6 protein-coding genes are annotated in these 9607 nt (G+C 50.4%); 5 read left to right on the top strand and 1 reads right to left on the bottom strand.

All coding sequences use genetic code 11. The features are described from left to right. Positions 1–88: 88 nt before the first annotated feature. Positions 89–1804, bottom strand: a complete 1716-nt coding sequence (locus BCT27_RS20620) for an NAD-dependent malic enzyme (RefSeq protein ID WP_102396625.1) — start codon at positions 1802–1804, stop codon at positions 89–91. 329 nt (positions 1805–2133) lie between these two features. Here BCT27_RS20620 and BCT27_RS20615 point away from each other — a divergent pair, with 329 nt between their 5' ends. The 5 genes from BCT27_RS20615 (at position 2134) to copI (ending at position 9584) form a co-directional block, all read left to right on the top strand. Next, positions 2134–2553: a hypothetical protein gene (locus BCT27_RS20615; RefSeq protein ID WP_241908613.1), complete on the top strand. Its 420-nt coding sequence runs from the start codon at positions 2134–2136 to the stop codon at positions 2551–2553. Between the two features lie 108 nt (positions 2554–2661). Continuing rightward, positions 2662–4044 (top strand): TolC family protein, encoded by a 1383-nt coding sequence (locus tag BCT27_RS20610; RefSeq protein ID WP_102396858.1) that lies wholly within the window; start codon positions 2662–2664, stop codon positions 4042–4044. 17 nt (positions 4045–4061) lie between these two features. Next, a complete protein-coding gene (locus BCT27_RS20605) occupies positions 4062–5783 on the top strand; it encodes an efflux RND transporter periplasmic adaptor subunit (protein WP_102396623.1) in 1722 nt (573 codons plus the stop codon). Next, entirely contained in the window at positions 5780–8923 is a 3144-nt protein-coding gene (locus BCT27_RS20600) for an efflux RND transporter permease subunit (RefSeq protein WP_102396622.1), read from the top strand. Before BCT27_RS20605 ends, BCT27_RS20600 begins: the two co-directional genes overlap by 4 nt. 82 nt (positions 8924–9005) lie before the next feature. Then, positions 9006–9584, top strand: coding sequence for a copper-resistant cuproprotein CopI (gene copI / locus BCT27_RS20595; protein WP_102396621.1), 579 nt, complete (start codon positions 9006–9008; stop codon positions 9582–9584). Positions 9585–9607: the final 23 nt, after the last annotated feature.

Here is a 9607-nt window from a genome sequence, read left to right as displayed (position 1 = left end):
TTCAAAGCATTCAAAGCATTGAAGAATAAGGACAAAAAAGCCGCCCCGTGGACGGCTTTGCATTGTTAGTTTTGAATTGAGGATATTGCTACACCCTGCGATACGGCAAATAGACAGGCTCCCACATATGCAGCGCGAGTTCTTGCTCAATCTCTTTCCCGCGCAAGCAGCTATTCGGATTGGTCGCTTGAATGTGTTCCAAAATCACTTTCGCCACCACCAGCGACACGTCTTTCAAATCGCGAATACGTGGGTAGACACAACCTTCTGCCAGATCCTCTTCAGACACACATTCTGCCAAGGCATACGACGCCATGGTGAACATGTCCAAGGTGACTTTCTCTGCTTGAGAAACAATGGACGCTAAGCCTACCCCGGGGAAGATGAACACGTTGTTCCCTTGCCCGATGCGGAATTCGCGCCCTTGGTAGCTCACGTTCGCGAACGGACTGCCTGTCGCGACAATTGCGCGACCATCACTCCATTGGTAAATGTCTTCAGGTATGGCTTCACAGTTCGCCGTTGGGTTCGACAATGGGAAAATCATCGGGCGCGATGTGTATTCCATCATCTTCTGAACATGCTCCGCTTTGAACGCACCGCCAATGCCACTGGTACCAAGAAGCACCGTCACGTGATGGTTATTGATGAGCTCTGTCAGCGTGACTTTTTCGACTGATTCCGTTACCCAGCCTTCTGCAATATGGCGAGGTTTGGCGTAGCGTTTTTTGTATTCGTCTAACCCTTCACGGTCATCAAACACCAAGCCTTGAGAATCGAGGATAAAGATTTTGTCTCTCGCGTTTTGGTGTGCACAGCCTTCTTTCAACAAGCCCGCATAGATTTGGTCGGCGACGCCGACACCACCTGCACCCGCGCCGTAAACCACGTACGTTTGGTCAATCAAGGTTTCTTGTTTGATTTTGCAGGCGCCAAGAATACCGGCGAGTACCACAGAGCCTGTGCCTTGAATGTCATCGTTAAACGAAGGCAACACGTCTTCGTAATCACTCAAGTTATCGAATGCATTCGATTTACTGAAATCTTCCCATTGCAGCACGGCTTTCGGGAAATGGCGCGTCACTTGTTTTACAAAGCGCTTGATGAAGCGCGTGTATTCGTCGCCGCGCATACGGCGACGTGGCACACCGAGGTACATAGGGTCGTTGAGCAAATCTTGGTTGTCTGTGCCCACATCCAATGCAATCGGCAAGCAGTGCGCCGGGTGAATACCTGCACCGAGCGTATACAGAGAAAGCTTACCAATCGGAATGCCCATGCCGCCCACACCCTGGTCGCCAATACCAAGAATGCCTTGGCTGTCTGTCACCACGATGATCTTGATGTCTTTGCCTGCAAACTGGCGCGCCATTTCGCCCATTTGATTCACGTTGTCAGCCGTCACGTATAAACCGCGGGCTTTTTGATAGCGGTGGCTAAATTCTTGGCAGGCTTTGCCCACGGTTGGGGTGTAAATGATGGGCGTCATTTCCTCAACGTGACGAGAAAGCAACGCGTAGAAAAGGGTTTCGTTTCTGTCTTGCAGCGAACGTAAGAAAAGGTATTTTTCAATGTCGGTTGACGCATTTCTAAACCCGTCATACACACGATTTAGCTGATCTTCAAACGTCTGAACGCGCGGAGGGAGCAGACCATTCAACTGAAACGCTTCGCGCTCTTCATAGGTAAATGCCGTGCTTTTGTTCAAAGTGCGGTCATTCAGCAATTCCGTCCCAATAAGAGAAACAGGTCGAAACACATTGCCTTGCTCATCTTTCCAACGCAGATATTTACCTATAGTCATCAGTCGCTCCATTTATCCATTAATAAACAAACCGATACGATGTTATGCCTGTATTGAGAAAGAAAATGTGAAGTGTGATGGAATTGGAAAATCGTTTAATTTTAGTCAGTTGGCGATCTTTTTGTTTACGTAAAGCGGGAAACAAAAATCAATTCAACCCGTGAATCAATCACACCAACCCACTCAATACTGAGTAATAAATCAAAAACTCACCGCTCAAAAGTTATTCATACGATGCCCAATAAGCGCCATTTTGTTGAAATCGCATTGACCTTCCCCCTACTGGAAGCTTTATGCTTCTACCACTATTGTTTTTTTGACGTCATTACATGCGCTATTCATCCTTCCGCACATACTGGATATCTATCATCAGCTTGCTCGTCATGCTGATGTCTGGTGTTGCATCAGGATCGACAATGATGGCCATGGACATGCTGCCAACGGAGCAAGTGACATCACACACGGCTTCATCCAATGTGCTGGATTGCCAGATGACGGACACGTCGTCGAACCCACATGCGCATCATACCAATGCGCCGAAAGCATCAAGCACCGAATACCCTCATTGCGGCTCGATGGATGACATGGACACCAACTGCTGCACGCTTGTCTGCGTCAGTGTGTTTGCGTTTCTCGCCTCTGACCATCAAGCCTTTTTACATCGCACAGCGTTGGCGCTGATCCCTACAGAATCAAACCATGCGTTGATAACCTTCCCGCGTTCCCTGTATAGACCCCCAATAGCGTAAATCCTCTCTGCTTTCTTATCTGCTTTTTGCACGCGTATTGACGTGTCATTGGCAGAGGATTTTTCTGCGCAAAGCTATGGCTTTGACGCATACAGAATGGATTTAGTTGTGAAAATCAAACCAAGCGTATTGGCACTGTCGATCTGTGCCGCGGCGTGGTCATCATTGCCTGCATTTGCGGCCGGTGAAACTACGCACACCATCAAAGAAGACGTTTCAAGCACGAAAACGGTGCTCGAAAATCTTATCGAACAAGCACTGTCAGGCGATAAAAGTCGTCAAACCTATTACGCCCAATCGCAAGCCATGCGCGAAGCAGGCGTTGCAAGCGCAACCTTGATGGACCCTAAAATCAAGGTCGGCTTCGGCGGCTTGCCTGTCGACAGTTTTCAGTTCGATGAAGACCCAATGACCAACATTTCGGTTGGGCTGATGCAACAGTTCGAACGTGGTTCAACCCTTTCTCTGCAAGCGACAAAAGCCAATCAACAAGCGGATGGCATTGCGCTTCAAGTTGCATCTCGTGAACTCAATATCGCCAACAACATGACGCAACTTTGGCTTGAGTTGGGGTATCAACAACAGGCGGAAAGGATCCTGCGTGAAAACCAGCATTTGGTGCGTGAATTGGCGAACTTCATCCAAACCAATTACGCCATCGGCAAGAGTGAAGCGCAGGATTTACTGAATGCTCAACTTCAAGTGAGCAAGTTGGACGAAAAAATTCACGCCAACGCCCAAGTGCAGCGACGCATTGTTTCCCAGCTTTCTGAATGGTTGGGAGCAAGCTGGCTTCAACATGAACAAGACCTGATTGCCACCAATACGCTGAATTGGCGTGCGTTAAACACGCGTCTCCAACACAGTGACGACACAGCGCATTACGCATTGTTAGCGCAGCACCCCATGGTCAAAATGGCAGATGCGGCCATCGCAGTGAACAAAACACAGGTCAATATTGCGGAGCAAGCTTATAGCCCCCAATTCGGCGTAGAAGTGATGTATGCCCATCGCCAAGCGAATGGCATGAACGGCCAACCGGCGTCTGATCTTGTTAGCGCCTATGTCACCTTAGACATTCCCTTGTTTACCGAAAACAAACAAGACCGCACTTACGCCGCCGCGCAATACCAAGTCGGCGCAGCCAAGTCTCAAAAAGACCTGCTTCTTGCGCAAATGAACGCAAAAGTGAATGCACTGCTGGTTGACAGAAGCAACCTTGAACAGCGACTCAGTCGCTATCAATCCACCCTGCTCTCTCAAGCTCGCGCGCGCACCAATGCCGTCGAACGTGGCTACCAAAACAACACGTCGCAATTCAATGACGTCATCACAGCCGCCGCGGATGAGCTAGCGCTTGAACTTGAACAACAGCGATTAATTACCGATTTGAACCTTGTGAACAGCAACCTTGCTGCGTTATTAGGCGGTTTCGAATTCGATGCGGTTCAGCCTGAAATTTCTCACCCAACACCACGTCATCAGCAGTAAGCAAGGCAGGATAAATAATGAAAACAATGCAAATAGCCACTCTCGCGTTGCTCGTTGGCGGTGCCATTGGGTTTGGTGCAAACCATCTGCTGTCAGGCCATTCCATGCCAAACATGGCCGAGGCGTCAGCAAGCGGTGAGAAAGAACCCTTGTATTGGGTCGCCCCGATGGATCCAAACTATCAGCGAGACAAACCCGGCCTATCGCCAATGGGCATGGATTTAGTCCCTGTTTATGAAGATGACCTTGCGGGGAAAAATGACCAAGCAGGCACTGTTAAAATCAACCCATCGGTTGAAAACAACCTTGGCGTGAAAACCGAAGGTGTTTCACTCGCCAAGCTTGCGCCGCGTATCGAAACCGTTGGCTATATCGCGTTTGATGAAAGCAAACTTTGGCAAACCAATGTGCGTATCGCCGGCTGGGTGGAAAAGCTCTATATCAACGCCGTTGGTGAGAAAGTCACGAAAGGCGATGTGCTGTTTACCCTTTACTCCCCTGAATTAGTAAAAGCCCAAGAAGAGTTGCTCAACGCCTACCGAACGAGCCGAAAAGGCTTGGTCAAAGGCGCGACTGAACGCTTGGTTTCGATGGGTGTAGACCGCGAACAAATCCAATCTATCGTCAAACGTGGAAAAGCATCACAAACCGTCGATATCAAGGCCGTAGCGGACGGCATCATTGCGAGTTTGAACATTCGTGAAGGTGGCTATTTGTCGCCAGCACAAGCGGTAATAAGTGCGGGCCCACTCGATGAAGTGTGGGTTGATGCAGAGGTCTTCGAACGTCAAGCACATTGGATGAAAGCAGGCAGCCTCGCCACCATGACGCTTGATGCGATCCCCGGAAAAGCATGGAAAGGTAACATCGATTACGTCTACCCCATTCTTGATCCAAAAACCCGCACCTTGCGCGTACGCTTAAAGTTCGACAACCCCAATGGCGAACTTAAACCAAACATGTTCGCCAATATTGCGCTTCAACCTGTCACGGATGAAGCGGTACTCACCGTGCCAAATAGCGCAGTGATCCGTTCAGGTGGCATCACGCGGGTTGTGCTTGCCGAAGGCGAAGGGAAATACCGTTCTGCTCGCATTGAAATTGGCCGAGAAGCGGGAAGTCGCATTGAAGTGCTGGACGGATTAACAGAGCAGCACCGCGTGGTGACATCCGCACACTTTATGCTGGATTCAGAATCGAGCCAAACCGCCGATCTTTCACGCATCAATGCTATAAAAGAAAACCCGCAAGACAGCGTGCCAGAGACCATGTGGGCAAAAGGTGAAATCACCGATGTGATGTCAGGCCACCGCATGTTCACCATCAATCATGAGCCTGTTCCTGAGTGGAATTGGCCGGGCATGGTGATGAACTTCACCCTAGCAGACGGCATGGACATGCCCGATGCCAAGGCAGGTCAGCGCATCGACTTTGAAATGAAGAAAGCCCCATCAGGCCAATATGAAATCGTCGATTTCACGTTGAGCGAGTCATCTACCGCGAACCAAGTGTGGGTCACTGGCGACATTTCCATGTTGATGGCCGATTTCGGCATGATCACGCTGCGTCACGATGCAGTGAGTGAATGGCAATGGGACGCGGGAGAAATGAATTTTTCTGCAGATGAAAGCGTGAATCTGTCGGGTTTTGCTGAAGGGCAAACTGTTCGGTTTTTAGTGGTTAAGGACGGCTCTACGTATACGCTCAAAGCGCTTGAAATGGCAGGAGGCAAACAATGATTGCTGCCATTATTCGCTGGTCGATTGCCAACCGTTTTCTCGTGTTGGTCGCGACGGTGTTTCTTACCCTTGGCGGCTTGTACAGCGTGAAAAACACGCCCGTTGATGCCCTGCCCGATTTGTCGGATGTGCAAGTCATCATCAAAACCACCTACCCGGGTCAAGCGCCACAAGTCGTCGAAGACCAAGTGACTTACCCCCTGACGACGGCAATGCTCGCCGTGCCCGGCGCAGAAACCGTTCGGGGTTATTCCTTCTTTGGTGATTCTTACGTTTACATCATATTCAATGATGATACCGACATGTACTGGGCACGTTCGCGCGTGTTGGAGTATTTAAGTCAAGTCGCGCCAAAACTTCCACCCAGTGCAAAACCCACACTGGGCCCCGACGCGACAGGCGTGGGCTGGATATACAGCTACATTTTGCAGGACAAAACCGGTAAGCACGATCTGGCTGAACTGCGCAGCCTACAAGATTGGTTCTTGAAGTACGAACTGCAAACGGTTGAGGGCGTATCAGAAGTCGCAACGGTTGGCGGCATGGTGAAGCAATACCAAGTGCAGATCGATCCTGCAAAACTGCGCGCCTACAACCTGACACTGCAACAAGTGAACATGGCGATTCAAAACGGCAACCAAGAAACCGGCGCGTCGGTGATCGAAATTGCTGAAGCCGAACACATGGTTCGCACAACGGGCTACCTGACCAATGTGGAAGACATTCAATCCATTCCACTCAAGGTGACAGAGAAAGGCACACCCCTGCTGTTAGGCGACATTGCGGACATCAACATTGGCCCGCAGATGCGTCGTGGCATTTCTGAATTCAATGGTGAAGGTGAAGCCACGGGTGGCGTGATCGTGATGCGCTTTGGTGAAAACGCCAGTGATGTTATCGCCAACGTCAAAGACAAGCTCGCGGAACTGCAGCGCGGTTTGCCTGACGGTGTCGAAATCGTCGCGACCTACGATCGCTCAACCTTGATTGATGCCGCCGTTGAAAACCTTTGGAAGAAATTGGCGGAAGAGTTCATCGTTGTTGCGTTAGTCTGCGCGCTCTTTCTTTTCCATATTCGCTCATCATTGATCATTGCGATCAGCTTACCGATTGGCATTTTATCTGCGTTTATCGTGATGCATTGGCAAGGCATCAACGCCAACATCATGTCGCTTGGCGGCATTGCGATCGCCATTGGTGCCATGGTGGACGGTGCGATTGTGATGATCGAGAACGTGCACAAACACATTGAACGCACACCCTTAACCGACAAAAACCGTTGGCAGGTGATCAGCAAAGCCGCAGAAGAAGTCGGCGCGCCGCTTTTCTTCTCGCTCATCATCATTACGTTGAGCTTTGTGCCTGTGTTTGCACTGGAAGGGCAAGAAGGCAAAATGTTCTCGCCGCTCGCTTTCACGAAAACCTTTGCAATGGCGGCTTCCGCAGGTCTTGCCATCACACTGGTTCCCGTGCTGATGGGTTACTTCATTCGCGGTAAAGTGTTGCCCGAGCACAAAAACCCGGTCAACCGAGGCTTAGTGGCGCTCTATCGACCCGTACTCAATCTGAGCCTTCGCTTCCCGAAAACCATGCTGGTGGTTGCCTTCGCCTTGCTGGCGTCGGCGTATTATCCCACCAGCAAATTGGGGAGTGAGTTCATCCCGCCGTTGGATGAAGGCGATTTGATGTATATGCCCACCACCTACCCTGGCATTTCCATTGGTAAAGCACGCGAGTTGCTACAGCAAACCAACAAGCTGATCAAAACCGTGCCTGAAGTTCACACCGTGTGGGGCAAAATCGGACGTGCAGAGACTGCCACAGACCCAGCACCGCTCACCATGATTGAAACAGTTATTCAGTTGAAACCCCGCACTGAGTGGCGAGAAGGCGTCACGACAGAATCACTGCGAAAAGAATTCGACAGTCTGATTCAATTTCCCGGCCTGACGAATGCCTGGGTCATGCCGATAAAAACGCGGATAGACATGCTGGCAACGGGCATTAAAACGCCCATAGGAATCAAGATCGCTGGCCCAGACCTAGCTGTGATTGAATCTATCGGCGCGCAGCTTGAACCGATTTTGAATGCGATTCCGGGAACGGCGTCTGTCTATGCCGAACGTGTGGCGGGAGGACGTTACGTCACCATCGACATCGAACGTCGTGCAGCAGCCCGTTACGGTTTAAGCATTAAAGATGTTCAACAAGTGATTTCCACTGCTGTAGGCGGTATGAACGTGGGTGAAACCATTGAAGGGTTAGAACGCTACCCCATCAATGTGCGTTACCCGCAAGATTACCGTGGTTCCGTCGTCAAGCTTCAAGAGCTGCCACTCGTAACGCCAAATGGCGCGCGCATTGCGTTGGCTGACGTTGCTGACATTCGTTATGAAGACGGCCCGCCCATGATCAAAACCGAGAACGCACGTCCAAATGGCTGGGTGTTCGTCGATATCGATCAACGCGATTTGGGTTCTTACGTCACCGAAGCACAGCAGATTGTTGCCGAGCAGTTGGCACTGCCAGCGGGTTATTCGCTGGCATGGTCAGGGCAATACGAATACATGGAACGTGCAAAAGATCGCTTGAGCGTGGTTGTACCCATCACCCTGTCCATCATCATGCTGTTGCTCTACATGAGCTTCCGCCGCGTGGGCGAAATGCTCATCATCATGGCGACACTCCCACTGGCAATGGTGGGCGGGCTTTGGTTGATGTATCTCCTGAACTTCAATTTCTCCATTGCGGTTGGTGTTGGCTTCATTGCACTGGCCGGCGTTGCGGTCGAAATTGGCGTCATCATGATGGTGTACTTGAACCAATCGTGGCATGGCATAAAACAAGATGCCATCGAACAATCCCGTCAATTAACCGCAGACGATCTGACCCACGCTATCCGCGAAGGTGCAGGGTTGCGTGTTCGCCCTGTCATGATGACAGTGCTTACCGTCATCATTGGCCTCATTCCCATCATGTATGGCGAAGGCACTGGCTCTGAAGTTATGCAGCGCATCGCCGCACCCATGATTGGGGGCATGGCCTCCGCATTATTACTCACTCTTCTCGTCATTCCGGCAATTTTTAAGCTTTGGAAAAAGCGAGAACTTTCACACCCAGCGTCACTCAATTTGAAATAACAAACCAATCATCGCGATGGCATGCTTTCCGGCATGCCATTCACAACGCGGTGAGGTCATAAAAACACAAAAGGAAGACCCCATGAAAAAAACACTATTGGCACTCACACTTGCACTTCTTACCACGCCCATTGCCGCCACTGAAATGGACCATAGCAAGATGGATCATAGCAAGATGGACCACAGTAAAATGAATCATGGCGACATGGGAGATACAAAAATGGACCATGGGAAAGTAGACAACACGAAAATGGATCATTCCAGCATGATGAACATGGACGGCATGTCGGCCGTTGGCATGCCTGCAAACGGCGCGAAACCAGACAAAGTGGTTCACGTACTGTTGAGTGATGACATGCGCATTAACTTTAAAAAAGAGGTCACCATTGAGCCCAATGATGTCGTGCAGTTTGTTGTCATGAATGTCGGGAAAATCGATCACGAGTTCGCCATCGGTTCCATTTCAGAGCAACTGGAACACCGAGAAATGATGCGCACCATGACCAGTCACCACGATCATGATTCGGGCAGCACCGTGACCGTTAAACCTGGGAAAGCCAAACAATTACTGTGGCATTTTCATGGTGATACTAACGTAGAGTTTGCCTGCAATATCCCGGGGCATGCGGAAGCGGGCATGGTTAAGAGCCTAACGCTCTAGCTCTCTCGCGCTCTAAAGCCGTC

The sequence above is a fragment of the Enterovibrio norvegicus genome (assembly GCF_002876705.1).
Lineage (GTDB): Bacteria > Pseudomonadota > Gammaproteobacteria > Enterobacterales > Vibrionaceae > Enterovibrio > Enterovibrio norvegicus_B.
This window is presented reverse-complemented; position numbering and strand designations above follow the sequence as displayed.

What these genes read in the sequence shown, in the direction of transcription:
- BCT27_RS20615 (WP_241908613.1), top strand. Translation starts at nt 2,134, where the DNA reads ATGCGCTATTCATCCTTCCGCACATACTGGATATCTATCATCAGCTTG.
- BCT27_RS20605 (WP_102396623.1), top strand. Translation starts at nt 4,062, where the DNA reads ATGAAAACAATGCAAATAGCCACTCTCGCGTTGCTCGTTGGCGGTGCC.
- BCT27_RS20600 (WP_102396622.1), top strand. Translation starts at nt 5,780, where the DNA reads ATGATTGCTGCCATTATTCGCTGGTCGATTGCCAACCGTTTTCTCGTG.
- BCT27_RS20620 (WP_102396625.1), bottom strand. Translation starts at nt 1,804, where the DNA reads ATGACTATAGGTAAATATCTGCGTTGGAAAGATGAGCAAGGCAATGTG.
- copI (WP_102396621.1), top strand. Translation starts at nt 9,006, where the DNA reads ATGAAAAAAACACTATTGGCACTCACACTTGCACTTCTTACCACGCCC.